This is a genomic window from Candidatus Spechtbacterales bacterium (genome assembly GCA_040879145.1).
GTDB lineage: Bacteria > Patescibacteriota > Minisyncoccia > Spechtbacterales > 2-12-FULL-38-22 > JAWVZY01.
On the sequence record JBBDKX010000011.1, the window covers coordinates 1 to 1,139 of the forward strand.

At 35.6% G+C, this 1,139-nt stretch carries 2 protein-coding genes; one reads left to right on the top strand and one right to left on the bottom strand.

From position 1 onward, the window contains the following. On the top strand, positions 1 to 319 hold a 319-nt coding region (locus WDZ40_01215), incomplete at its 5' end, for a GIY-YIG nuclease family protein (protein ID MEX0877465.1). A 49-nt stretch (positions 320 to 368) separates the two neighbouring features. Here the strand turns inward: WDZ40_01215 and WDZ40_01220 are convergent. Next, complete coding sequence (locus tag WDZ40_01220) at positions 369 to 599, bottom strand: MerR family DNA-binding transcriptional regulator (protein MEX0877466.1); 231 nt, start codon at positions 597 to 599, stop codon at positions 369 to 371. Positions 600 to 1,139 lie beyond the last annotated feature (540 nt).

Below are 1,139 nucleotides of genomic sequence, written 5' to 3' on the forward strand. Positions count from 1 at the left end.
GACTAATTTAACATTTTTGAGCGAGGCTCGCTCATTAAAAATGAGCGGCCCGCTCTCTATTATGTTTTTTACCTATATTTTGAAAAGCACAAAAGCCGATAAAACTTACGTCGGCTTTTGTAATAATATCGAAGTCCGTTTGCAAAAACATAATAGCGGCCAAGTGGAATCAACAAAATGCTTTATGCCTTGGGAAATAATTTATCTCGAAAAATACCAAACGGGTCGGGAAGCAAAATACAGAGAAAAATATTGGAAAAGCGGAGCAGGGAGAAGAAAATTAAAACAATATTTTGAGAAAAATGAGCCCTTGGCTTGATTCCACTTTCCCAAAATAATATTATAAATAGTACTATTTATAATATTATTTACACTATGTCCATTGTGTTGCGCGGAGCGTCAGATCTGTCTAATTTGCGTAAAAATAACTCTATATCAGATGCCTTATATACACGGTAGTTGTTTATAGGATTTCTCCTGGCGTTAAGCTTGCCTTTTTTATCCCAGTTTCTTAGGGTTAGGGGTGTAACACCTAGCATGTATGCCGCTTCTCCTACAGTATAGTATTGTTTTCCAATTAACTTTCTTGAGTTTTTCATAATAATATTTATCCCTCATATAAAACTGATACTGCTTGAATTTCGGTGAAAATCACATAACAGCGAAAATTTTATTAATATTAAAAATGTCGCAAGACAGTTTCGCTAAACCGCAGTATAAGAAATATCAGTTTTATGTGAGGGGTTTATTAACCTTTATTAACTTTTAAATGCGTAGTTATTTTATATTTTAACAAAATTGAGAAATTTGCGCAATGCAGGTTCATGAAACATGAAACATGGAACATAAAACATAAAGCGCAGTAAAACTGCTTATTTTTTTTGTTTCATGTTTAGGGTTTTGCCTGCCTGAGCGACAACGCTCGCAGACAGGCATAACAAAACACGTATGTTTTAGGTTTCATGAAATGAGCGAAGCGAACGTTCTGTGCCCCATGTTTTATGTTGCGTGATTTTGGTATAATAATAAGTAGTAGGCGGTATGAAAGCTACAAGCCGTGTAAAGGCTGTAGCCATAGCGCAGCAGTTTACACCGAGCGCAGCGAGGTGTGGAAAATTGCCTGTGCTTCATAAAATAAT